Here is a 22,975-nt window from a genome sequence, read left to right on the forward strand (position 1 = left end):
CATTCCGCCCGTAGCACCCCCGCGTAAAATGTGGATATGTCGACCTGGGACTCCCGGCGCCGGGCGGTTCCGGGCCCTCCTTCCATCCCCGCGGATCTGGCCGCGATGTTCCGGAACCTTTGCCGGTCTTCCCCCTGGAAGTGGCAGGCGCTGCGTTTTGAGTACTGGGACCAGGCCTTTGCGTCAGCTCCCACGCCCGGTGCACCCTTCGTCCGTGCGTGGCTCCGCCGGCCGGGGGCGCTCCGCCTTGAAAGCCCTGAGGGCCTGGTCCTTCACAGCACCACAGGCATCAATGACTCCCGCGACGGCATCTACGTCAGCGCCACCCGTAAGTCCTGGCTGCTCCCTCCGCACCTGGTCACACCCGTGTACGACGACGCCGGACTGGTCCGCCGCCGGCCGGAAGCCGCCTACGGCGAGCCCGGGTTCGGAAATGGACGCTTTTCAGCCGCCCTGGACCCCGTGGAATTGGCCGGGAACGCCCCCGTGCCCATCGAGTTCCCGGGCAGCAACGCCCTGGACATCCGGGACACCCGCTTCGCCGAGCACGAAGGCCGGCCGGTTTTGGAGGCGGTGGTGGCCCCCAGCGCCGCCTACCGCCCGGGCGATCCTGCCGCCCCCCTCTGCCTTCCCGGAAGTTCACTCCTGCGGGTGGACATGGGTACCGGCGTCTGCGTATCCAGCCAGTCACTGGAGCAGGAAACCGGGGAGTATGGCCACTGGATCCGGATCCTCGCCGTGGATGAGTACATGCTCGATGACCTCTTCCTGGCACAGTCCATGAATCTCACCGACGTCCGCCGGCACATCAGCTGGGACATCGCCGCCAAGGCATGACAACCCCGCATGCCACCGATCGGCTAGGCTTCGCGGATGACTACCCTGGGCTCCATCTGGCCGCTGTTCGACCTCACGCTGTCCACGCCGCGGCTGGAGCTGCGCCCCATCACCGACCAGGACATCCCCGCGGCCGTGGCGGCGGCCCGGGGCGGAATCCATGACGCCGGCAGGAACCCCTTCAGCACTCCCTGGACCGAGCTGCCCGACGAGGAGCTGGGCCCCAACATGGCCCGCTGGTACTGGCGCTGCCGGGCCGAATGCACGCCCGAAAGCTGGACGCTGCTCCTCGGCATCTGGCACGAAGGCCAGTTCGCCGGCTGCCAGGACGTTGGAGCCAAGGACTTCGCGGCCCTCAGGACAGTCACCACCGGATCCTGGCTCAAGCAGTCCGTTCAAGGCCGCGGCCTGGGCAAGGAGATGCGTGCCGCCGTCGTCCTTTGGGCCTTTGACTGGCTGGGGGCAGAAGTCGCCGAATCCGAGGCAGCCATCTGGAACAGCGCCTCCCTTGGCGTGTCCCGCTCCCTCGGCTACGAACTCAACGGCACCACCCGCAAAGCCTGGGGCCCCAAAATCGAAACACTCCAGCACGTCCGCGTCACCCCGGAGACCTTCAAGCGCCCCGACTGGGAGCTGAAAGTAGAAGGCCACGAGGCTGTGGCCAAGTTCCTCAAGGTCACCTGATTGCCTTACCGTGGCAGGATTCGTCCGCCCCGAGTCCTTCGCCGTCGCTTAGACACCTCCCGACGCATTGCTCCGGTCGCTGAGCGACCTGCGCAACGCTTTGGTCGGCGATGCGCTCCTCCACGAAGGACTCGAACCGGACGTGTGCCAGGGCGCGCCTTCTGAACACTTCCGGTAGGGATCCCGCTCGAGCGGGGCTGCGGTCCTTCTCGTAGGAGCGCATCGCGACGCATCGGCCGCCGGAGGTCGCCCAGCGACCGGAGACGGCCCTATGCGTTGTGTCTAAGCGACGGAGAAGGGCCGTGGCCCGGCGAACCGGCCACGGCCACGCACGAAAAGGGCCGTGGCGGGACGAACCCGGCCACGGCCCTCAGCGAGGTGTCGCTAACCTTCCAGAAGTTCGGTGACCAGGGCGGCGATGGGCGAGCGTTCGGAGCGGGTCAGGGTGACGTGGCCGAAGAGGGGGTGTCCTTTCAGGGTTTCGACGACGGCGGCGATTCCGTCGTGGCGGCCGACCCGCAGGTTGTCCCGCTGGGCGACGTCGTGGGTGAGGACGATCTTGGAGTTCTGGCCGATGCGGCTCATGACCGTCAGGAGCACGTTCTTTTCGAGGGACTGTGCTTCGTCGACGATCACGAAGGCGTCATGCAGGGAACGTCCGCGGATGTGGGTGAGGGGCATGACCTCGAGCATGCCGCGGTCCATGACCTCCTCCACTACTTCCTGGCTGACCAAGGCCCCGAGGGTGTCGAACACGGCCTGCGCCCAGGGGTTCATTTTCTCGGACTCCGAACCTGGCAGGTAGCCCAGTTCCTGTCCGCCAACCGCGTAAAGGGGCCGGAAGACGATCACTTTGCGGTGTTCGCGGCGTTCCAGCACCGCCTCGAGGCCGGCGCATAGGGCAAGGGCAGACTTGCCGGTGCCGGCGCGGCCACCAATGGAAACGATGCCGACGGCGGGATCCATCAGCATGTCGATGGCCAGCCTCTGCTCGGCGGACCGGCCGTGGAGGCCGAACACGTCGCGGTCGCCCTTGACCAGGCGCACCTGCTTGTCGGCGCCCACCCGGCCGAGCGCGGAGCCGCGGTTGGACAGCAGGACCAGCCCGGTGTTGACGGGCAGCTCGGCGGCCGCGGGGATGAAGACGGGCTCGTGGCCGTACAGGGTGGAAATCTCCTGTTCGTCCGCTTCGATTTCGGCAACACCCGTCCAACCGGAGTCCTTGACCAGTTCGTTGCGGTACTCGTCGGCGGTGAGTCCCATGGCGGACGCCTTGACCCGCATGGGCAGGTCTTTGGACACGACGGTAACGTTGCGTCCTTCGTTGGCAAGGTTTTTGGCGACGGCGAGGATGCGGCTGTCGTTGTCCCCGCTGCGGAAGCCCAACGGCAGCACCTCGGACGAGATGTGGTTGAGTTCCACCATCAGGGTCCCGCCCTCGTCGCCGATGGGAAGGGGCTGGTTCAGGCCGCCGTGCTTGACCCGGAGGTCGTCCAGGAGCCGCAGGGCTTTCCGTGCGAAGTAGCCGAGTTCGGGGTCATGCCGTTTGGCCTCGAGTTCGGTGATGACCACGACGGGAACCACTACCTCATGCTCGGCAAACCGCAGGAGTGCGCGCGGATCCGAGAGGAGGACGGAGGTGTCGATGACGAAGGTGTGGATGTCGGCTTCCCTTCCGGAGACAGCAAAACCGGCCGCAGCATCAGTTGCTGCGCCGGTTTCAGAGGTAGCTCGCTCGGCGCGAGAGGTAGCTTTTCCACCCAGTCCAAACAGGACCTCGGGCAGTTGTTCAGAAGTAGCCACATCGACTCCAGCCCCGGGCGCCAGCCCGGAATTGTTATTGGTGAGGCGGCTCGGCCAAGAGGCCGGGTCCGGCCTCCCATACAACCGGTGCGATGTTTCGCTCCATGTACTGGCCTCCCCGATCAGCCGGCGGTTTTGCCTGCTGATGGATATAACGTAAATCCACCCGGGGTAATTTCCGCAACCATTACGCGGCGATTTCTCTTGCAGGTGTGTGAACTTGTTATGAACCGGGGGTTTCAGGTGCCAAAGCGCCGCTGGCGGCCGGCGTAGTCGCGCAGGGCGCGCAGGAAATCCACCTTGCGGAAAGCAGGCCAGAGGGCCTCGCAAAAGTAGAACTCGCTGTAGGCGCTCTGCCACATGAGGAAGCCGGATAGCCGCTGCTCCCCCGACGTCCTGATCACCAGGTCCGGATCCGGCTGTCCGCGCGTGTACAGGAAGCGTGAGATGTCATCAACGCACAGGTCATCGGCAAGCTTGGAGATGTCCATGCCCTTGGCGACGGCGTCGTGCAGGAGTTCCCTGACGGCGTCGACGATTTCACGCCGGCCCCCGTAGCCCACCGCCACGTTGACATGGATTTTTTCCCGGACGGGTGTCCTGGCGGTGAGCTTGTTAAGGCGCTCGGCCAGGTAGTCCGGGAGCAGTTCAGGTGCGCCCATGGCGTGTACCGAGATGTTGGCGTCCTCGTCCAGCCGGTCCAGGGTGTTGGCGATAATGCCCATCAGGAGGTCCAGTTCCTCGCTGGAGCGGTTCATGTTGTCCGTGGACAGCATGTAGAGCGTCACCACTTTTACGCCGAGTTCCTGGCACCAGCCGAGGAATTCGTGGATTTTGTCCGCCCCGGCCTGGTGGCCCTGGCTGGTGGGTGCGTTGAACTGCTTGGCCCAGCGGCGGTTGCCGTCCACCATGACGCCGATATGGCGGGGGATCCGGTCGCGGGGAAGGTCCCTAAGCAGCCGGCGTTCGTAATAGCCATAGAGGAACCCGGGCAACTCCACGCGTCCACTCACCTGACTTTCCTGCCGTACGTACATCCACATCCTAGGCTACCGCCCGTGGCCGGCTGGCACGGCCAGTACCCCGGGAACATCAAAGCAGGGATGTTACCCGCGGGTAACTTACCGGCCCGTAAGTTATTCTGGTGGCATGAACAGCGACTCTCCGCACGCCTCCCGGGACCCCCAGCCGGAGGAGCGGAACACCGCCGCGGAACCAGGGCCCAGCGCCATGGATGACGCCGCCGTCCGCCTCGCGGAACTACTGATGATCAAGCCCAAGTGGCGGGGGTGGATCCACACGGTCACGGCCCCGCTCGCCCTTGCCGCCGGGATTATCCTGGTTGTCATTGCCCCCACCACGGACCGCCGAATCACGTCCGCCATCTACGCCGCCACAGGTGTTTTGCTCTTCGGCGTCAGCGCCGTCTACCACCGCGGCAACTGGTCCCCGCGCGTCAAGCTCGTTTTGAAGCGGCTGGACCACACCAACATCATGCTGGTGATCGCCGGCACCTATACGCCGCTGGCATGGACTCTCCTGGAACGCCAGCAGGCGGTGATCCTCCTGTGGGTCATCTGGTCCGGAGCCATCCTCGGCGTGCTGTTCCGGTTGCTGTGGACTGAAGCCCCCCGCTGGCTATACGTGCCCATCTACATCGCACTGGGCTGCGGCGCGCTGTTCTACCTGCCGCAGTTCTTCCAGGCAAGCACCCCGGCGGCCGTGCTGATCTGCGTGGGCGGCGTCCTCTACATTGCGGGCGCAATTTTCTACGCGCTGAAGAAGCCAAATTTCAGCTACCACCACTTCGGCTTCCACGAACTATTCCATGCGTTCACCGTGCTCGCCTTCGCGGCACACTTCGCGGCGATCGCCATGGCAGTCCTCGACTAGAACCCCTTCACTCCGGAGCCGGCCCGGCCGAAGGGACAGCCCTATTCGCGCGGCTGCGGATGTCCCCCGGCACTGCCGTTTCCGTTGGCATCGGTAGCTTCCGGAGGCGTCCCGCCGTCGCGCCCGTCCTGGACGTCCGCGGCGTCAACATCTGCGGCAGCTGCAGCGGCCAGGCGCTCTTCCTCCACCTGGGCCCGGTAGCGCACCCTGCGGATCCGACGCACCATATCCACAATGAGCAGGGCAGTCGCCACGACGAAGAACGCCGTCATGATGAACCCCAGCAGGCCCGGCGTCACCTGGTCCTCGGAAATCCCCTCCCGCAGTGTCGGAGTAGGCAGCGGGGTCGGCGTAGTGGCGAGGCTGAGGAGCAGAGATTGCACGGTTAATACCTTCTGGTGGAGCGGATGCAGCAGGAAGCGGACGGGACCGGCCGTCGCCGCGCCTGTCTTCTACGCAAGATAGAAATAGCCTGCCGTGTCTATCTTAGCCCGGCGAACAGGTCCTTCTCGGGGAGCTCGGAGGGCACCCTGGAATGGATCAGCGAATAGTCCTCCCACGGCCAAACCCGGCGCTGCATGTCGGGCGAAACGGCGAAGAAGAACCCCAGCGGGTCCACCTGCGTCCGGTGCGCGCGCAGCGCATCGTCGCGGACTTCGAAAAAGTCCCCGCAGTCAATCTGGGTGGTGGTGGGGTGCGCGGCCGGCGGCGGGGTGTGCCCCTCGGCGTCGGACTCCAGCCAGGCGGCCAGGCGCTCGGCGTACGGTGACTGCAGCCCTGCCTCCTCCAGCGCAAAGTGCAGCGCCCGGAACCGCTCAGGGCTGAAGGCGCGGTCGTAATAGAGCTTGCCTGGCTCCCATGGCTCCCCCGCCTCCGGATAGCGTTCGGGATCGCCTGCGGCCTCGAAGGCTTCCACGGCCACCCTGTGCGCCATGATGTGGTCCGGGTGCGGGTAGCCGCCGTTCTCGTCATAGCTGAGGATGACGTGCGGCTTGAAGGAACGCACCAGCCGCACCAGGGGCGCCGCGGCCTGGTGCAGGGGCAGGGTGGCGAACGATCCGGTGGGGAGCGGCGGCAGCGGGTCGCCTTCGGGAAGGCCGGAGTCCACAAATCCAAGCCACCGCTGGCGGATCCCGAGGATGGCGGCAGCCTGCTGCATCTCCAGCCTCCGGGCACCGGCCATATCCCGCTTGGGGTGGGGTTCGTCTTCCACCGCAGGGTTTTGGATGTCGCCGCGGGAACCGTCGGTGCAGGTTGCCACCAGCACGTCCACACCGGCAGCCGCATACATGGCCATGGTCGCAGCACCCTTGCTTGATTCGTCATCCGGGTGGGCGTGGACCGCGAGCAGCCGCAGCGGCACCTGGGAGTTGCTGGACGCTGTCATGGAGGGGACGGCTCCTAATTCTTCTTTTGCGGCTCGTGGCAGCTTTCGGATGGTGTCGCGGGTGCGCTGCCTCGCCGGCAGCTGCAGCCACCGCAAAGCGCCGGCGGAAAGGGAACTAAACTGGTCTGGTGACTTCCCCGGACCAGCCGGCCCGCCCCGCGCCCGCAGACACTAGCCTAGCCAATCGGTATGGTGCTAAAAAGCGCCGGCTCTCCCCTAAGGCCACCCGGGCCGCGATCGGCCTGGCGCTTGCCGCGGGAATCGGGTTCCTGGCGTGGGTGACCACATCGAATTCGCTCTCCGGCGTGACGTTCAAGGACGTGGGTTACAGCACCACCGATGCCACGCTCGCCGAGGTGGACTTCCAGGTGACGCGGGAACCGGGCAAGCCCGTGAAATGTGCCGTGAAGGCGCTGGATTCCAAGTTCGCTGTGGTGGGCTGGAAAGTGGTGGACATCCCGCCTTCGGTGGCGGATGGAACGGCCGACGGCGGCAGGACGGTGGCCCAGCGCGTCACGTTGCGCACGGAGTCGGAGTCGGTATCGGGCGTGGTGGACAGCTGCTGGATTCCAGCCGGGGCGTCCTGAGCAGTGTGACGTGGAACGCTTCCCTGTTGGGTTATCTCCAGAGGATTGACTACAATGGGGAGATACCTTTACCCCGCTGAGCTGGTTGCTGTTCCACAAGTGGCCACCGTGGCGGGGTCTTTTGCATTGTAGGACCACTAGAGGAGAAGTCCGTGTCTACCACCAACAGCGCATCTGCAGCCTGGCTCACCCAGGAAGCTTTTGACCGCCTGAAGGCAGAGCTGGACCACCTTTCCGGCGCTGGCCGGGCGGAGATCGTCCAGAAGATTGAAGCAGCGCGGCAAGAGGGGGACCTCAAGGAAAACGGGGGCTACCACGCGGCCAAGGAGGAGCAGGGCAAGATTGAGGCCCGCATCCGCCAGCTGACGGCACTGCTCCGGGATGCCCATGTGGGTGAATCGCCTGCCGATGACGGCATCGTGGAGCCCGGCATGATCGTGGTGGCCAGGATCGCGGGCGACGAGGAGACCTTCCTGCTGGGTTCACGTGAGATCGCGGGCGACTCAGACCTGGATGTCTTCAGTGAAAAGTCGCCGCTTGGCGCTGCCATCCTGGGCCACAAGGAGGGCGAGACCCTCAGCTACGTGGCGCCCAACGGCAAGGACATCAAGGTGGAGATCCTCTCCGCCAAGCCCTACGCCGGCTAGCTCCGCGCATAGCTTTGTACGCGCAGTGCTCCGTAACAGGACAGCGCGAAACCGGGAAGCGGTGGCCCTCCCCCCAGGGGACGGCCACCGCTTCCCGTTAAGGCCTTGTGCCGGGCCTACTTCAGGCCGGCTGCTATAACTTCGCCGGCATCCCAGACGCGCGCGGACGAAGCAGCAGCGCCGCCACCACGCCGCCGGCGGCCCCGCCAAGGTGCGCCTGCCAGCTCACGTATCCGGACACGAACGGCAGGGCGCCCAGGAGAATGCTGCCGTAGCCCATGAAAAGGACCACTGCGAGCAGGACCTGGCGCCAACTGCGGTTGAAGAAGCCCCTGACCAGCAGGAACGCAAAGAGCCCGAACACCAGGCCTGAAGCGCCCACGGTGATGCCGTTCCCGATCAGCCACACCGTCAGCCCGCTGCCGAGCCAGCTGAAGGCAAGGGCGGTGAGGAACACGCGCAACCCGGAGAGGAACACCAGGAAGCCGAAGACGACCAGGGGCAGGCTGTTGGAAAGCAGGTGGTTCAGGTTGGCATGCAGGAGCGGGAAGGTGAAGATGTCCAGCAGCCCGTCGGCACTCCTGGGCCGCAGGCCGAAGGTCCGGGTGAGGGCCCCCATCATCAGTGTGTTGACCACTTCGATGGCGAACAGCACAGCCACAAAGCCGCCCAGCACCACCAACCCGCCCTTCGCGCGGGACGCGATGGCCTGCCGCCCGGGGAGGCGTCCGTTGCCCGTCAGTCCTGCCAAGGCCCGTTCCTAGTGCACGACGATCGGCTGGAAACCCTCGGCACGGAGTGCGCTGAGGACCTGCTCACCGTGCTGGTGGCCCTTGGTTTCCAGGTTCACGGTGATGGAGACGTCGCCCATGCTGATGGAGCCTCCCACCCGCGTGTGGTCCAGGCCGGTGACGTTGGCATCGTTTTCGGCAATGATGCGGGCAATGGTTGCCAGTGAGCCGGGGCGGTCATCAAGCATCATCCGCACCGTCATGTAGCGGCCTGCGGCGGAGAGGCCGCGCTGGATCACCTTGAGCATCAGCATGGGGTCGATGTTTCCGCCGGAGAGCACGGCCACGGTGGTTCCCGGGTTCTCGATCTTGCCGTCCATGAGGGCTGCAACGCCCACCGCCCCTGCAGGTTCAACCACCATCTTGGCCCGTTCCAGCAGGAAGATCAGGGCGCGGGCCAGGGAGTCTTCACTGACGGTGACCACATCATCCACCAGCTCGCGGATGATGCTGAAGGGCAGCTGCCCCGGACGCCCCACGGCGATGCCGTCCGCCATGGTGGAAACCTTCTTCAGCGGCACCAGCGCGTCGGCGGCCAGCGAGGGCGGGTAGGCGGCGGCGTTTTCCGCCTGGACGCCAATGATGCGGATCTCCCGGCCCAGTTCCCTGGCGCGGGCCTTGATGGCGACGGCGACCCCTGCCAGGAGCCCACCGCCGCCCACACCCATGAGTATTGTGTCAACGTTGGGGACCTGCTCGAGGATTTCCAGGCCCACGGTGCCCTGGCCGGCCACCACGTCCACATTGTCAAACGGGTGGACGAAGACCATGCCCGTTTCGTTGCTGTAGCGCTGGGCTTCGGCGAGCGCCTCGTCCACGTTGTGCCCGTGCAGGACCACTTCGGCGCCATGGCTGCGGGTGGCGGCGAGCTTGGGCAGTGCCACGCCCAGCGGCATGTAGATCCGGGCCTTGATGCCCAGGCTCTTGGCGGCGACGGCAACGCCCTGGGCGTGGTTGCCGGCGGAGGCTGCCACCACTCCCCGCTTTTTCTCGTCCGGGGAGAGCCGCGCCATCCGGACGTAGGCCCCGCGGACCTTGAACGAGCCGGCGCGCTGCAGGTTTTCGCATTTGAAATAGACGTCGCCGCCTACCATGGTCCCCAGCGCCCGCGACGATTCCACGGGAGTGCGCGCGATAATCCCGTCAAGCAGCTTCTGCGCCTCAAGGACATCGTCCAGTGTGACGGGAAGGGTTTCAAGGATCTTCACGGACTACTCTCCTCTGGGTTCTGCCCCGGTGCCTTCCGGGGAGGAATCACGGGCATCGCGGTGTTCGGCTGGAGTGCCGGACGCCGTGTCCTTCCCCGCGCCAGGTACAGACGGCGGTTCAACGTCCTTGATGGTGTTGTCCCCGCCTGCTCCGGCCGTGATGGGCTTCCCGGCAATTACCGGCACCTGTTCATGTTCCCACGTTCTTGCGGCGATGTAGCGAACAGCCGAATTTGCTACGGCCAGGATGGGTACCGAGAACAGCGCTCCGGGGATGCCGGCAAGGTAGGAACCGGCCGCAACGCTGAGGATCACAGCCACCGGGTGCAGCGAGACTGCCTTGCCCATGACCAGGGGCTGCAGGATGTGGCCCTCAAGCTGCTGGACCAGCAGGACGATGGCCAGCATGATCAGGGCGTTGATGGGGCCGTTGGCCACCAGCGCCAGCAGGATGGCCACGATACCGGTCAACAGGGCGCCCACCACCGGAATGAAGGAGCCGAGGAAGACAAGCACGCCCAGTGGAAGCGCAAGCGGGACTCCGATAATGGCGGCGCCCACGCCAATGCCGAGCGCGTCCACTGCTGCGACGAACATCTGGATGCGCGCGTAGCTGACCATGGACGCCCAGCCCCTGCGGCCGGCGCCGAAGGTGGCGGCCCGGGCTTTGCGCGGAAGCATCTTAACCAGGAACGCCCAGATCCGGTCACCTTCCAGGAGGAAGAAGATCAGGATGAACAGCGACAGCAGCATGCCGGCAGCGAAGTGCCCCGCGGTGCTGCCGAAGGACAGGGCGCCGCTGAGGATGCTGCTGCTGTTGTTCTGCAGCGCGTCGGTGGCTTCCTTGATGTACTGGTCGATCTGGGCGGCCGTGAGGTGCAGGGGGCCGGCAGAGAGCCAGTCCTGGACCTGCCGGACGCCTTCAAGGGCCTGGGAATAGAGCTCGCCGAATCCCACCGCCAATTGCCTGCCCACCAGGGCCAGGGCACCGACAATGACACCGATGAACCCGAGGACCGTCACGGCTACGGCTAGCCCAGCAGGCAGCCCGTGCCGCTTCAGCCACACCGTGACCGGGCTCAGGAGACCGGCGAGGAGGGCGGCCACCATAATCGGGATGATCAGGAGGGTGATGTGGCTGAGCAGCCAGACCAGCGTCCCCACCATCAGGAGAATCAGGCCCAGCCGCCACGACCAGGACGCCGCTATGCGGATGCCGTAGGGTATGTCCTTGTCCAGCTCACGGTCCGTCAGGACCCGCAGCGGCGCAGCGGAGGCGGGCGCCGGCGCTGAAACCGGGCGGGCCAGGGTAACGTCGTCCTCGTTAGGCGTCATATGCCAATACTTCCCCAGCTGCGGCCCGATGGGAAACTACTCCCCCGCCGCGCCGGGCTTGTAGTCGATGCCCCATTGCATGCTGAAGGACTCCCCCGGAGCCAGCCACCGGAGACCGTCGCCGGAGTTGAACGCGTTGGCCGGTCCGGTCATGGGCTCCACCGCCACTGCACGGCTACGGCCCGGGTACACCGTGCTCACGAAGATGTGGACGTAGCGGCAGGCCTCGTCCTGCCACAGCGACACCTCCCCGCCGTCGGACGCCGCGAGGGTGTGCCGCGCCTTGCCCCCTTCGAAGCTGAGGTCCGTCAGGGCCACGTCCACCGCCAGGTCCGCGATGTGCCGCCCGGACCGAAAATCCACATCCCCGGCGACAGGGGCCGAACTGCGGGGAATCAATCGCTCATCGGTCACCAGTTGGGTGCCGGCGGCAACGGTCAGCTGCAGTTCCTCAACCGGGGTGTCACCAAGCCGCAGGTAGGGGTGGGCGCCCAGAACGAATGGGGCGGCCGCCGCCGAGTCGTTCGTGAGGGTCTGCCTGACCTGCAGCCCCAGGTCTTCCGAAAGCCGGTACTCCACCCTGTGGCGCACCAGGAACGGATAGCCGTGCTGCGGGAAAACTGTGGCCTCCAGTGCCACGGCGTCCTGCGACTCCGCAACCGCCGCGTAGCCGGTATTCCGAAGCAGGCCATGGCTGGCGTTGTTGCGGGACACTTCGGTGATGTCCAGCTGCTGCTTCCGGCCGTCGAGGAACCAGACCCCGTCCTCCACCCTGTTGGCCCAGGGTGCCAGGGTGATGCCTGCCCCACCGGGGGCGATCTGATCATCGCCGTAGGTTTCGGTCAGCAGGACCCCGCCCCGGCTGAAGGAGCGGAGCCCGGCAGCGAGCTCCGTGACCACGGCGACGGCGTCGCCCCGGCGAAGCTCGTATTGCCGGCCGGTGGCGCAGGACAGGGCGGATGAGCGGGTGGAGGTTCCGTGTTCGGAAGAGGCTGTCATGGGCATTACCGTACATGGCACGAAAGGCCCTTCCATCCCCCTTTGTTACTTTTTGTTGTTAACTATTCATTCTTGATCGTTTATGCAAGACTTTTTGTATGACAGGGATTACCAGTACCAGACTCTCCGATGGGCGGGAGCTGATCTACTTCGACGATGACAGCACCAGCACGTCACGCGCCGGACACCTCACCACCGACCACCGCGGCCTGCCCCCTCGCGGGGAGCCGGGCGAGGTGCGCTTCGATGCCCTGACGGACGAATGGGTGGCCGTCGCCGCGCACCGTCAGGCCCGCACCCACCTGCCGCCGGCAGACCAGTGCCCCATCTGCCCCACCACGGCCGCCAACGCTTCCGAGATCCCTGCCCCGGATTACGACGTTGTGGTCTTCGAAAACCGGTTCCCCTCGCTGGGACCGGCCCTGGGGCCCGTGCCTGACAACGCCGCATGGGGAACGAAAGGCCCGGCGTACGGCCGCTGCGAAGTAGTGTCGTTCACCCCCGACCACACCGGGTCCTTCAGCGGCCTCAGCGGGGAGCGGTCCCGCACGGTGATCGAGGCCTGGGCGCAGCGTACCGCTGCCTTGAGCGCCATGGCCGGCGTCAAGCAGGTGTTCCCGTTCGAAAACCGCGGCGCGGACATCGGCGTGACACTGCATCACCCACACGGGCAGATCTATGCCTACCCCTACATCACCCCGCGGGCCGGCACCCTGGGGGCGGCCGCCCGGAAGTACTACGACGCGCAGGACGGCAGGGACACCCTGACCGGTTCCCTGCTGCGGGCCGAACGGGAAGACGGCAGCAGAATGGTCCTCGAAGGCACGCATTTCAGCGCCTATGTGCCCTTCGCGGCCCGTTGGCCGCTGGAGATCCACCTCGTCCCCCACCGCCGGGTGCCGGACCTGGCTGCACTGGGCGGAGAGGAAAAGGACGAGCTGGCACACGTCTACCTCGACCTGCTCAAGCGGGTGGATGCCCTGTACCCCACGCCCACTCCCTACATCTCCGCCTGGCACCAGGCGCCGCTGGATGACTTCCTCCGGCCGGCGGGCTACCTCCATCTTCAGCTCACCTCCCCGCGCAGGGCGGCCGATAAGCTGAAGTACCTGGCCGGCTCCGAAGCGGCCATGGGCGCTTTCATCAACGACACCACCCCCGAAATTGTGGCGGAACGGCTGCGCAGTGTTGCGGTCCCGCCGTCGTCCGTGCCTGCCGCCGCCATGGCGGCCACCCCGGAAGGAGCTTCCGCGTGAGCACCCAGGATCCGGCCAAGGCCGCGCCCGCATCCGCACCCGCCGCCCAAAGTCTCGGCGCCCGCTTTGAACTCGAGTTCGGAGGCGCTCCCGACGGCATCTGGCAGGCACCGGGCCGGGTTAACCTCATCGGCGAACATACCGACTACAACGAGGGCTTCGTCCTCCCCTTCGCCATCGACCGCACCGCCCGGGTGGCCATCGCGGCCCGCCCGGATTCAACCGTGCGGCTCCTGTCCACGTACGGCGACCAGGGCGTGGTCACCACCACCCTCGGCACCCTGCGGCCGGGAACAGCGAAGGGCTGGACCAAGTACCCCCTCGGCGTCATGTGGGCCCTCCGGGAGCGGGGCATCACCGTTCCCGGGCTGGACCTGCTCCTGGACTCGAACGTCCCGCTCGGTGCCGGCCTGTCGTCGTCGCACGCCATCGAATGCGCCGTCGTCACGGCGCTCAACGACCTCACGGGTGCCGGGCTGTCGGCCCAGGACATGGTGCTGGCAACCCAGCGTGCGGAGAACGACTTCGTGGGTGCGCCCACCGGGATCATGGACCAGTCAGCTTCCCTTCGCGGCTCGAAGGGCCACGCCGTCTTCCTGGACTGCCGGGACCAGAAGGCAAGCCTGGTTCCTTTCGAGACCGAACCCGCAGGCCTGGTGCTCCTGGTGATTGACACCAAGGTGTCGCACTCCCACGCCGACGGGGGCTATGCGTCACGCCGGGAATCCTGCGAGCTTGGGGCGGAAGTGCTGGGGGTTAAGGCACTGCGGGACGTCGAGGTGGCTGACCTTGAGGAGGCAAGCGGCCTGCTGGATGAGGTGACGTTCCGCCGGGTGCGGCACGTTGTCACCGAAAATGACCGCGTGCTCCAGGCCGTGGAGCTTCTGGGCGGCCCCGGCCCCAGCGCCATCGGTCCCCTGCTGGACGCCAGCCATGCCTCCATGCGCGATGATTTTGAAATTTCCTGCCCGGAATTGGACTTGGCCGTGGACACCTCGCGGGCCCATGGGGCCATTGGTGCCCGCATGACCGGGGGCGGCTTTGGCGGAGCTGCGATTGCGCTGACCCCGGTGGACGCCGAGCAGAAGGTGCGCGCCGCCGTCACCCAGGCTTTTGCCGACGCCGGCTTCAAGGCGCCGGACATCTTTACCGTTTCCCCTGCCGCCGGCGCCATGCGCATTGCCTAGGGACGCCGCGGCAGCCTGATGCCGTCAGCCCTTAACGGCCGTGGGCCCCACCAGTCTGGTGGAGCCCACGGTTTTTGGTTTACGACGGCGGAAGCTGGCCGGGTGCCTAGTCGTCGCCGCGCAGGATGGCCAGCAGGCGGATGATCTCCACATAGAGCCAGACGAGGGTGACGGTCAGCCCGAAGGCAGCCGTCCAGGAGAAGCGCTGCGGGGCTCCGCTGCGGACCCCTTCCTCGATGCTGGTGAAGTCCATGATCAGCGAGAAGGCGGCGAGGCCGATGGCGAGCAGGCCGATGAAGACGCCCAGCGGGATCCCGAAGATCTCGACGCTGCGCAGGCCGAAGGGCTGCTGCAGGGCGCCGGTCCACATCAGCACCATGTTGACCAGGGCAAACACGGCGTAGCCGATGATGGCGATCATGAAGAACCGCATGGCCTTGGGGGTGGCCCGGACCTTGCCGCTCTTGAAGAGCACCAGGGTCACGGCGAATACGGACAGGCTACCGATGACCGCCTGCAGCCCCACACCGGGGAATTGGGTGTCAAGGATCCTGGTGAGTCCGCCGAGGAAGAGGCCCTCCAGCGCCGCGTACGCAAGGATCAGTGCCGGCGAAGGCTGCTTCTTGAAGGTGTTGACCAGGGCCAGCACGAACCCGCCCAGGGCGCCGACAATCATCAGCATTGACGCCAGCGGCAGGCCCACCGTGAGGGTGATGGCTGCGCCCACCAGCACGGCGCCGAGGCAGGCCGCGGTCTTCATGATGACGTCGTCGAACGTCATCCTGCCGGTGTCTGCGGGGCCGGCCGAGGGCTGGCTGTACATCTGCCGCAGCTGCTCGTCGGTCATGCTCTGGGGTTGCGTGCCCCAGCCCTGCTGGCCGTAGGGAAGGCGGCCGTACGGTGCCTGGCCGCCATAGGGCTGCTGGCCGTAGGGAGCGCCGTAGGGAGCCTGCGGGACAGGCGGTGCCTGGGTGGCTCCACGGAAATTCTTTCCGTTGAAGATCGGGTTGCCGCCAAGTGCCATTGCGGGATTCCTCCATGTGGATGTGGGTGATGAGCTTTTTGTTACGCTACCAATTCCCACGCGGAGGCAGCAGGGAAAGTTCCCTTGGGGCCCGGTTGCAACCGAACCGTGACCGTTGCACCTTTCCAGGCACCGGGCCCCGTGCGGCGAACTACCCCACCCCCAGGTAGGCCTCCTTGATGGACGGGTCGTCCAGCAACTGCTTTCCTGTTCCGCTGTGGGTGATCTCCCCGGTCTCCAGCACGAAGGCGCGGTGTGCCCCGGCCAGGGCCTGGTTGGCGTTCTGTTCCACCATCAGGACGGTGGTGCCCTGGTTGTTGATTTCCTTGATGATCTTGAAAATCTGGCGGATGAACTGTGGTGCCAGGCCCATGGAGGGCTCGTCCAGGAGCAGCAGCTTCGGGTTGGACATCAGGGCCCGCCCAATGGCCAGCATCTGCTGCTCGCCGCCGGACATGGTGCCCCCGTACTGCTTTTCCCGCTCCTTCAGGCGGGGAAACAGGTCGAACACGCGGTCCAGGTCCTTCCCCACCCCGCTTCTGTCCTTGCGTCCGAAAGTGCCCATATCGAGGTTTTCCATGACGGTCATGCCCGGGAAGATACCGCGGCCTTCGGGGGCCTGGGAGATTCCGTGGACCACCCGGATATGGGCCTTCATCTTGGTGATGTCCTGGCCGGCGAACATGATCCGGCCTTCCGAGCAGTTCAGCAACCCGGAGATTGTCCGCATCGTGGTGGTTTTGCCGGCACCGTTGGCGCCGATCAGCGCCACGACTTCACCTTCATCCACGGTGAAGGAGATGTTCCGCAGGGCCTGGATGCGGCCGTAGTGCACGGAAACGTCCTTAAGTTCAAGCAACGTCATCTTCGGGCTCTCCTAGGTAGGCGGCAATAACGCGCGGGTCCTCGCGGATCTCGCGCGGCAGTCCATCCGCAATCTTCTTCCCGAATTCCAGCACGACGATCCGGTCCGTCACGCCCATCACGAGCTTCATGTCGTGCTCAATCAGCAGCACGGTGTAGCCCTCATCCCTGATGGTGCGGATGAGCGCCATCAGTTCTTCCTTTTCGGCAGGATTGAATCCGGCCGCAGGCTCGTCGAGGCACAGGACCTTCGGATCGGTTGCCAGGGCCCGGGCAATCTCCAGGCGGCGCTGGTAGCCGTACGGCAGTTGCCGGGACAGGACATGCGCGTGGCTGCCGATGCCAACGAAGTCCAGCAGGGCCATGCCCCGTTCGATGGCGGACTTCTCCTCCCTGATGTGGGTGGGCAGGCGCAGCAGCGCCCCGCCGACGCTGGTCCGGTGCCGGGCGTCCAGGCCCACCACCACGTTTTCGAGGGCGGTCATCTCACCGAACAGGCGGATGTTCTGGAAGGTGCGGGACAGGCCCAGGCGGGTGATCTTGTGCTGCTTGATGCCGTTCAGGACCTGGCCTTCCAGCACCACCTTCCCGCTGGTGGGCTTGTAAACGCCGGTCATCGCGTTGAAGCAGGTGGTCTTGCCGGCGCCGTTGGGCCCGATGAGGCCCAGGATCTCGCCCCGCTTGATGTTGAAGCTGATGTTGTCCAGCGCCACGAGGCCGCCGAACTTGATGGTCAGGTTCTGGACTTCCACGATGTTGTCGCCCACCTTGACCGCGATGTCGCGGTCCGGGGCCACCTTCTCGGCAAGTTCCGGGTCCACGCCGGCCTCTGCCAGGGCTTCGATGTCGATCTCGGGCGCAACAGCCGCGGAGCCATCACTTGCCGGCTGTTCCTCCACGCTGCTGGAGCCGCCGTGCCTTTCCTCGGAGCTCATGCCTCCGCTCCTCTCTGTCCGGCCGCCCGGGTGTCGGGACCGGCTGGTGGATTGTCCGTGTCCTTGGGCTGGGTGACCTCGCGGGTGACCACCTTGTTCAGAGCAGTCCGTCCGTAGGCGAGCAACCGCTGCCGTGCCGGGAGCAGTCCCTGGGAACGGAAGATCATGATCAGCACCAGGGCAATGCCGAAGATCAGGTACTTGTATTCGGCAATGGCCGTGAACCTCAGCGGGATGTAGCTGACCAGGGCGCCGCCAAGGATGGCACCAACCTTGTTGCCCGCTCCGCCAAGCACGACGGCGGCGAGGAACAGGATGGACGTGGTGACGTCGAATTTCTGGTTGTTGACGAACCCCACCTGCCCGGCGAAGAGGGCGCCGGATAGTCCGCCGATCGCTGCGCCGATGGCGAAGGCCCACACCTTGTATTTGAAGGTGGGAACGCCCATGATTTCGGCGGCGTCCTCGTCTTCACGGATGGCGATCCAGGCGCGGCCAACCCGGCTGCGTTCCAGGTTGCCTACCAGGAGGGTGACGATGATGATGATGGTCAACGTCAGCCAGTACCAGGGCACGCCGTTCGAGTTGGAGAAGATGGGCGTTCCGTCAGCCTCGGTACCCGGCGGGTGGCCAACGTTCTGGAAGCCCACCTGGCCCTTCATTGCCGGGATGATCGTGGCCAGGATGCGGACGATTTCGCCGAATCCGAGCGTCACGATGGCCAGGTAGTCGCCTCGAAGGCGCAGGGTGGGCACGCCCAGCACGACGCCGAAGAACATGGTGACGGCCATGGCGATCGGAATGGTCCACAGGTATGGGATATGCAGGAAGGGCGAGTCCGGACTGGTCAGCATTGCTGCGCAGTAGGAGCCCACGGCAAAGAAGGCGACGTATCCCAGGTCCAGGAGGCCGGCGTATCCCACCACCACGTTGAGGCCGACGGCGATCAGTGCGAACCGGGCCATGTCGAAGCAGGCCAGGGCGAAGTTGTTGCCGGGCTCGGTGGTGATGATGGGCGGGTTCATCAGCGGGAGCAGGTAGGCCAGGACGACGACGATAATCAGGAACGCCCACTGCTGTTGCCGGGACAGTGCGTGCCACCGGTCGGAGAAGTACCCGGACTTGCGTCTGCCCCGCTGGCGGAGGTCGCTCTTTCCTGCGGCCTTCGAGGAAGCTTCGCGGTCCTCTGCTGCCTGTTGGGCCGCCGCTGTCTGCAGCGGTGTGGGGCCGTCCGTCATGCTCATGCTTTGCTCCTTCCAAGGGAGGTTCCCAGGATGCCTTCGGGCCGCAGCAGCAGCACGAGCACCAGCACCACGAAGGCCACGACGTCGGTCCACTGCGAGTTGCCCAGCAGGATCTGGCCGTAGTTGCCGATCAGGCCGAGCAGCAGGCCGCCCAGCAGGGCGCCGCGGACGTTGCCGATGCCGCCGAGCACAGCGGCCGCGAAGGCCTTGATGCCCAGGACGAATCCGCCGCTGTACTGGACACCGGACGGGATTTTCATGACATAGAACAAGGCGGCGGCTCCTGCGAGCAGGCCTCCGATGACGAAGGTGGTAATAATGATGCGCTCTTTGTTGACGCCCATCAATGTTGCGGTATCAGGATCCTGGGCAACGGCCCGGATGCCGCGGCCGGTGCGGGACTTGCTGATGAACCTGTCGATGCCCACCATCATGATCACCGCGGCGATGATGATCACCAGCTGCTGGGAATCGATGATGGTGCCGAAGACGTCGAAGATGGGGGTGGGCCGGAACATGGTCAGGGCAAGCTCGGGGCTGGGACCACGCCACAGGTAGATCAGGTACTGGATGGTGAAGGAAGCACCAATGGCCGTGATCAGGAAGACCAGGCGGGGGGCGTTGCGTCGCCGAAGGGGTTTGTATGCGATGCGTTCCAGCAGGAAGGCTGTGACGGCCGAGGCAACCATGGCCAAAACCAGCGCCAGCAACAGGTTCAGGATGATCGCCCAGATGTCGAGCCGGGGAACCGAGGGGCCGAAGCCCAGGCTGCTGAGGGTGAAGAAGACTGCGTAGCAGCCGACGATGAACACTTCCGAGTGGGCGAAGTTGATCAGGTTCAGCACGCCGTAGACCAGGGTGTAGCCCAGCGCTACGAGCGCGTAGATGGCCCCGAAGGTGAGGCCGTCAAAGGTGGCACTCCAGAAGTTCTGGGCCAGGGACGGTATGTCGAAGGTGATCCAGTCGTTTTCAGTCGGGAGTAGTGGGACAAGAGAGGGAAGCATGGGAACATCCTGATCCAGTTGCACGCGGCCTTGTGGGCCCGGCCGTGGGACTTGTGTCTATTGACGTAGTTTGGTCCTGGGCTGCTGCCAAGCGAAGAAAAGGCTGTGGGGGCCTGCTGATGCTGGCCCCCACAGCCATTGTCTTGCGCCGGGCTGCTACTCCCCGATGGGGCCGATGGGAACGATCTTCCCGTTTTCCACCTTGTAGCCGTACACGGTCGGGGCCTGGAGCTCGCCCTTCGCATCCCACTTGTAGTGCTTGCTCAGGCCGTCCTTGTCGTAGGCCTTGACCCAGGCAAGCAGGTCGGCGCGGTTCTGCTTGCCGGCGTCGATCCCGGACAGGAGCACGGTTGCGGCGTCGTAGCCCTCGATAGAGTACGTACCGGGTTCTGCACCCTTGGCGATGTCCTTGTAAGCCGATGCAAAATCAGGAATCAGCTCACCGGGGATGCAGGGGCAGGTGAAGTAGGCGTTGTTGGAAGCATCGCCTGCCTGCTTGATGAACTGGTCATCCTTGACGCCATCCGGTGCCACGAACGTTCCCGTGAACCCCTTGCCGACCAGCTGCTGGTCGAACGGGGCGCCCTCTGCGTAGTAGCCGGCGTAGAAGACGGCGTCCGCCTTGGCGTTCATGATCTTGGAAATGACTGCCGAGAAGTCCTTCTGCCCGGTGGTCACCTTTTCCGTCCCCGCCAGTGCGCTGCCCAGGCCGGCAGAGGTGGAGGTTCCCAGGCCGATGCCGTAGTCGGAATCATCCTGGACCAGGTAGACCTTCTTGGCGCCGAGCTTCCCGGTGAGGAACTTGGCGGCCGCCGGACCCTGGACGGCGTCATTGCCGAGGCCCCGGAAGAAGGTGGTCCAGCCGTTGTTGGTCAGGCCCGGGTTGGTGGCCGACGGCGTGATGTGCACCAGGCCCTTCTGCTCGAAGATGTTGCCCGTGGCTTTGGACTCACCCGAGAACGGGAGGCCGACCACACCCAGGATGTCCGGCTCGCTCACCAGCTGGGTGACGGGGCCGGTGGCCTTGTTGGGGTCGCCTTCGGTATCGAACTTCTTGAACTGCACCTGGCAGCCCGGGTTGGCCTTGTTGTGCTGGTCGATGGCCAGCTGGATGCCGTTGAAAATGTTGACGCCGAGCTGCGCGTTGGGGCCGGTCTGGGCGCCGGCGTAGGCCAGCGTGGTGGTGGCCGGGCAGGTCGCCTTGCCGTCGCCGGCGGGCTTGACCGCGCCGGAGGGAACGTCCACTTTCGAAATGGCGGGGATGTTCACTTTGTTGGACGAGCCGGAGCTCTCGGTGTTGCTGGGGCCTGCTTGGTTGGCGCAGGCCGACAGCAGCATGCTGAACGTGGCTGCCGCTGCCAACGAAGTGAGGACTTTCTTTCGGTACATTAATCTGCCTTCCGAAACAGGACCGTGCGATGCGGGTGCGGAACGGGCGCTGTGGCGCCCGGAGCGGGACCAGGTATTCCTGATTTAGCTTCAAGCTAGTGCATAGACGCCAGCGAACCTAAGTGACTGAGGTCACAGCCTTATAACAGTAGTTTCCTGTGGGGCATTAAACGCCGAAAGCCGCCTGCTGGGCAGGCGGCTTTCGGAACGCCGGGACGGCAGCGCCGTGCCGGGACAGTCTGTACCCCAGGTGGGACTCGAACCCACAACACGCGGATTTTAAGTCCGCTGCCTCTGCCAATTGGGCTACTGGGGCGCCGGGGTCAATGGTACCTGTGAATGGCACGTTGGCTGGAAACGCCGACGGCGGCCGGCCCCGCAAAGGGGACGGCCGCCGTCGGACGCTGTAAAGCGGGAGCAGACGCACTACTTGGCGTTGGCCGCCACCGTTTCCTTGGCAGCGGTGGTGGCGGTTGAACCAGAGCCGCCGGCCGGAACTGCCGCTGGTGCGGCTGCCGGCTTCGGGGCGGGGGTAGCTGCCGCGACGAAGGCGCCGCGGGGGTTGTCCAGGTCCATGAGCTGGGTGGTGTCCCGGCCGGCGAAGAAGCCGATGATCCAGTTGAAGATCACGCGGAACTTGCGCTCGAACGTGGGCATGGCCATGCCGTGGTAGCCGCGGTGGGCCAGCCACGCCAGCGGGCCCTTGAGGCCGATCCGGCCCAGGAGGTTGATGTTGGCAACGCCCTTCCATTCGCCGAAGCCGGCCACCGCACCAAGGTTCTTGTGCTTGTAGTCAGCCAGCGGCTTGTCCCAGCGCGAAGCCCACAGGTTCTTGGCAAGGCGCTTGGCCTGGCGCAGGGCGTGCTGGGCGTTGGGGACGCAGGTGCCGTCAGGCAGACCCTTGCCGGTGAGGTCCGGAACGGCGGCGATGTCGCCTGCGGCCCACGCGTTCTCCACGATGCCTTCGTCCCCGGCAATGCGCAGGTCCGGCAGGACGCGGACGCGGCCGCGGGGCTCGAGCGGGAAGTCGGTGGAGCGGACCATCGGGTTGGCCTGCACGCCGGCCGTCCACACCAGGGTGTCGGCTTCGAATTCCTGGGCGGGGGTTTTGTCCGGAAGGTTGATGAGCTTCAGGGTGCCTTCGGCGCTGTCCAGCGAGGTGTTCAGGAGGACCTCGATGCCGCGGCTGCGCAGGTGTTCCACAACCCACTCGGCCTGCTTGGCGGTGACCTCGGGCATGATGCGGCCCATGGCTTCGACCAGGACGAAGCGGACTTCCTCCTGCTTGATGCGGGGGTTGTTGCGCACGGCTGCGCGGGCGAGGTCTTCCATCTCGGTGATGCACTCGATGCCGGCAAAGCCGCCGCCGACCACCACGAAGGTGAGGGCGCGGGCGCGTGCGGCGGGGTCCGTCATGGTGGAGGCAACCTCGATGCGCTCCAGCAGCTTGTTGCGCAGCGCAACGGCTTCCTCGATGGTCTTCAGGCCAATGCCCTTGTCCGCCAGGCCCTTGATGGGGAACGTGCGGGTGATGGCGCCGGCTGCGAGCACGACGTCGAAGTACGGAATTTCAAAGTTTTCGCCGCCGTCGGCGGGAGCCACCACAGCTGTGCGGTTTTCGTGGTCGATCGAGGTAACGCGGCCCTGGATCAGTTCCGTCTGCTTGAGGTGCTGGCGGTGGGACACCACCGCGTGGCGGGCCTCGATGTTGCCGCCGGCCACCTCGGGGAGGAAGGGCTGGTAGGTCATGTAGGGCAGCGGATCGACGACGGTGACGATGCCACCGGCATTCGCGATCTTCTTCTGCAGTTTCAGTGCTACGTACAGGCCGACGTACCCGCCGCCGACGACGAGTACCCTGGGACGGTCCTGGAGCTGTGGGGTGGTTGCCATAGTTTAAG

At 65.6% G+C, this 22,975-nt stretch carries 22 protein-coding genes and 1 tRNA gene; 7 read left to right on the top strand and 16 right to left on the bottom strand.

Going from position 1 to position 22,975, the window contains the following annotated elements:
* The first annotated feature begins 36 nt into the window (after positions 1 to 36).
* Together FB478_RS11180 and FB478_RS11185 are read left to right on the top strand one after the other, a co-directional pair.
* On the top strand, positions 37 to 837 hold the full coding sequence (locus tag FB478_RS11180) for a hypothetical protein (RefSeq protein ID WP_056393483.1): 801 nt from the start codon (positions 37 to 39) through the stop codon (positions 835 to 837).
* A gap of 36 nt (positions 838 to 873) precedes the next feature.
* Complete coding sequence (locus FB478_RS11185) at positions 874 to 1,521, top strand: GNAT family N-acetyltransferase (protein WP_056393480.1); 648 nt, start codon at positions 874 to 876, stop codon at positions 1,519 to 1,521.
* A gap of 384 nt (positions 1,522 to 1,905) precedes the next feature.
* Here FB478_RS11185 and FB478_RS11190 read toward each other — a convergent pair whose 3' ends face one another.
* Together FB478_RS11190 and FB478_RS11195 are read right to left on the bottom strand one after the other, a co-directional pair.
* Positions 1,906 to 3,324, bottom strand: coding sequence for a PhoH family protein (locus FB478_RS11190; RefSeq protein WP_018770175.1), 1,419 nt, complete (start codon positions 3,322 to 3,324; stop codon positions 1,906 to 1,908).
* Positions 3,325 to 3,563: 239 nt separating this feature from the next.
* Positions 3,564 to 4,325, bottom strand: a complete 762-nt coding sequence (locus FB478_RS11195; protein ID WP_018770176.1) for an isoprenyl transferase — start codon at positions 4,323 to 4,325, stop codon at positions 3,564 to 3,566.
* A 148-nt stretch (positions 4,326 to 4,473) separates the two neighbouring features.
* Between FB478_RS11195 and FB478_RS11200 the strand changes: the two genes are divergently transcribed.
* A complete protein-coding gene (locus FB478_RS11200; protein ID WP_377204895.1) occupies positions 4,474 to 5,217 on the top strand; it encodes a hemolysin III family protein in 744 nt (247 codons plus the stop codon).
* A 41-nt stretch (positions 5,218 to 5,258) separates the two neighbouring features.
* On the opposite strand, the gene FB478_RS11205 is transcribed toward FB478_RS11200, so the two are convergent.
* Both FB478_RS11205 and mca read right to left on the bottom strand, forming a co-directional pair.
* The gene (locus tag FB478_RS11205) at positions 5,259 to 5,600 is read right to left on the bottom strand and encodes a hypothetical protein (protein WP_056393479.1); all 342 of its coding nucleotides are present in this window, start codon (positions 5,598 to 5,600) and stop codon (positions 5,259 to 5,261) included.
* A gap of 98 nt (positions 5,601 to 5,698) precedes the next feature.
* Complete coding sequence (mca, locus tag FB478_RS11210; RefSeq protein WP_018770179.1) at positions 5,699 to 6,604, bottom strand: mycothiol conjugate amidase Mca; 906 nt, start codon at positions 6,602 to 6,604, stop codon at positions 5,699 to 5,701.
* A 128-nt stretch (positions 6,605 to 6,732) separates the two neighbouring features.
* Here mca and FB478_RS11215 point away from each other — a divergent pair, with 128 nt between their 5' ends.
* Positions 6,733 to 7,191 carry a DUF4307 domain-containing protein gene (locus tag FB478_RS11215; RefSeq protein ID WP_134164548.1) on the top strand — a complete coding sequence of 153 codons (459 nt, stop codon included), beginning with the start codon at positions 6,733 to 6,735 and terminating at the stop codon, positions 7,189 to 7,191.
* 152 nt (positions 7,192 to 7,343) lie between these two features.
* Positions 7,344 to 7,838 (top strand): transcription elongation factor GreA, encoded by a 495-nt coding sequence (greA, locus tag FB478_RS11220; protein WP_018770181.1) that lies wholly within the window; start codon positions 7,344 to 7,346, stop codon positions 7,836 to 7,838.
* 133 nt (positions 7,839 to 7,971) lie between these two features.
* Here the strand turns inward: greA and FB478_RS11225 are convergent, their stop codons facing one another.
* The 4 genes from FB478_RS11225 to FB478_RS11240 are packed head-to-tail and all read right to left on the bottom strand — an operon-like array spanning position 7,972 to position 12,171.
* On the bottom strand, positions 7,972 to 8,589 hold the full coding sequence (locus FB478_RS11225) for a rhomboid family intramembrane serine protease (protein ID WP_134164549.1): 618 nt from the start codon (positions 8,587 to 8,589) through the stop codon (positions 7,972 to 7,974).
* A gap of 9 nt (positions 8,590 to 8,598) precedes the next feature.
* Entirely contained in the window at positions 8,599 to 9,837 is a 1,239-nt protein-coding gene (gene ilvA, locus FB478_RS11230; RefSeq protein WP_018770183.1) for a threonine ammonia-lyase, read from the bottom strand.
* A gap of 3 nt (positions 9,838 to 9,840) precedes the next feature.
* The gene (locus FB478_RS11235) at positions 9,841 to 11,172 is read right to left on the bottom strand and encodes an AI-2E family transporter (protein WP_018770184.1); all 1,332 of its coding nucleotides are present in this window, start codon (positions 11,170 to 11,172) and stop codon (positions 9,841 to 9,843) included.
* A 36-nt stretch (positions 11,173 to 11,208) separates the two neighbouring features.
* Positions 11,209 to 12,171 (bottom strand): aldose 1-epimerase family protein, encoded by a 963-nt coding sequence (locus FB478_RS11240; protein ID WP_018770185.1) that lies wholly within the window; start codon positions 12,169 to 12,171, stop codon positions 11,209 to 11,211.
* Positions 12,172 to 12,269: 98 nt separating this feature from the next.
* Here FB478_RS11240 and galT point away from each other — a divergent pair, with 98 nt between their 5' ends.
* Positions 12,270 to 13,427 carry a galactose-1-phosphate uridylyltransferase gene (galT, locus tag FB478_RS11245; RefSeq protein WP_018770186.1) on the top strand — a complete coding sequence of 386 codons (1,158 nt, stop codon included), beginning with the start codon at positions 12,270 to 12,272 and terminating at the stop codon, positions 13,425 to 13,427.
* Positions 13,424 to 14,614 (top strand): galactokinase, encoded by a 1,191-nt coding sequence (gene galK / locus FB478_RS11250; protein ID WP_018770187.1) that lies wholly within the window; start codon positions 13,424 to 13,426, stop codon positions 14,612 to 14,614. The genes galT and galK overlap by 4 nt, the downstream gene beginning before the upstream one ends.
* A 106-nt stretch (positions 14,615 to 14,720) precedes the next feature.
* On the opposite strand, the gene FB478_RS11255 is transcribed toward galK, so the two are convergent.
* The 8 genes from FB478_RS11255 to FB478_RS11290 form a co-directional block, all read right to left on the bottom strand.
* Entirely contained in the window at positions 14,721 to 15,638 is a 918-nt protein-coding gene (locus FB478_RS11255) for a Bax inhibitor-1/YccA family protein (protein ID WP_144600468.1), read from the bottom strand.
* Positions 15,639 to 15,789: 151 nt separating this feature from the next.
* Complete coding sequence (locus FB478_RS11260; RefSeq protein ID WP_377204914.1) at positions 15,790 to 16,497, bottom strand: ABC transporter ATP-binding protein; 708 nt, start codon at positions 16,495 to 16,497, stop codon at positions 15,790 to 15,792.
* The gene (locus tag FB478_RS11265; protein WP_018770190.1) at positions 16,490 to 17,437 is read right to left on the bottom strand and encodes an ATP-binding cassette domain-containing protein; all 948 of its coding nucleotides are present in this window, start codon (positions 17,435 to 17,437) and stop codon (positions 16,490 to 16,492) included. The genes FB478_RS11260 and FB478_RS11265 overlap by 8 nt, the downstream gene beginning before the upstream one ends.
* On the bottom strand, positions 17,434 to 18,681 hold the full coding sequence (locus tag FB478_RS11270; protein WP_018770191.1) for a branched-chain amino acid ABC transporter permease: 1,248 nt from the start codon (positions 18,679 to 18,681) through the stop codon (positions 17,434 to 17,436). The genes FB478_RS11265 and FB478_RS11270 overlap by 4 nt, the downstream gene beginning before the upstream one ends.
* Positions 18,678 to 19,685 (bottom strand): branched-chain amino acid ABC transporter permease, encoded by a 1,008-nt coding sequence (locus FB478_RS11275; RefSeq protein ID WP_018770192.1) that lies wholly within the window; start codon positions 19,683 to 19,685, stop codon positions 18,678 to 18,680. Before FB478_RS11275 ends, FB478_RS11270 begins: the two co-directional genes overlap by 4 nt.
* A 156-nt stretch (positions 19,686 to 19,841) precedes the next feature.
* Positions 19,842 to 21,074, bottom strand: a complete 1,233-nt coding sequence (locus FB478_RS11280; RefSeq protein WP_018770193.1) for a branched-chain amino acid ABC transporter substrate-binding protein — start codon at positions 21,072 to 21,074, stop codon at positions 19,842 to 19,844.
* 242 nt (positions 21,075 to 21,316) lie between these two features.
* A tRNA-Leu gene (locus FB478_RS11285) sits at positions 21,317 to 21,390 on the bottom strand.
* 110 nt (positions 21,391 to 21,500) lie between these two features.
* A complete protein-coding gene (locus tag FB478_RS11290; RefSeq protein WP_018770194.1) occupies positions 21,501 to 22,967 on the bottom strand; it encodes an NAD(P)/FAD-dependent oxidoreductase in 1,467 nt (488 codons plus the stop codon).
* Between the last annotated feature and the right edge of the window lie 8 nt (positions 22,968 to 22,975).

Source organism: Arthrobacter sp. AG367, from assembly GCF_007828995.1.
Classification (GTDB): domain Bacteria; phylum Actinomycetota; class Actinomycetes; order Actinomycetales; family Micrococcaceae; genus Arthrobacter.